A 225-nucleotide genomic window follows, 5' to 3' on the forward strand; every position below is an offset into this window, starting at 1 on the left:
GCAGCGCGGCCCGGGTGTCGCGGTCGCCGGCGAGCAGGGCCAGCGCCGCGGGCCAGCGGTCGTCGGCGACGAGGTCGAGGTCGCGTACGGCGGGCGGGGGGTCGCCGTCGCCGGGGTAGTGCTCGGCGTCGTGCAGCACGTCGGGGTCGAACGCGACGACCGTGAACCGGTCCAGCACGCCGGCGGCGACCAGGGCGTCGCGGGGCACGTCGGCCCACTCCGGCC

The 225-nt window shown here is 79.6% G+C and carries 1 protein-coding gene; it reads right to left on the reverse strand.

Annotation, left to right across the window (positions count from 1 at the left end; translation table 11 throughout):
- Positions 1-208, reverse strand: a 208-nt coding sequence (locus GTW08_RS31260; protein ID WP_202417820.1) for a hypothetical protein, incomplete at its 3' end; no start/stop codon positions are given.
- Between the last annotated feature and the right edge of the window lie 17 nt (positions 209-225).

This window comes from Pseudonocardia sp. SID8383 (genome assembly GCF_009864975.1).
Taxonomy (GTDB): Bacteria; Actinomycetota; Actinomycetes; order Mycobacteriales; family Pseudonocardiaceae; genus Pseudonocardia; species Pseudonocardia alni.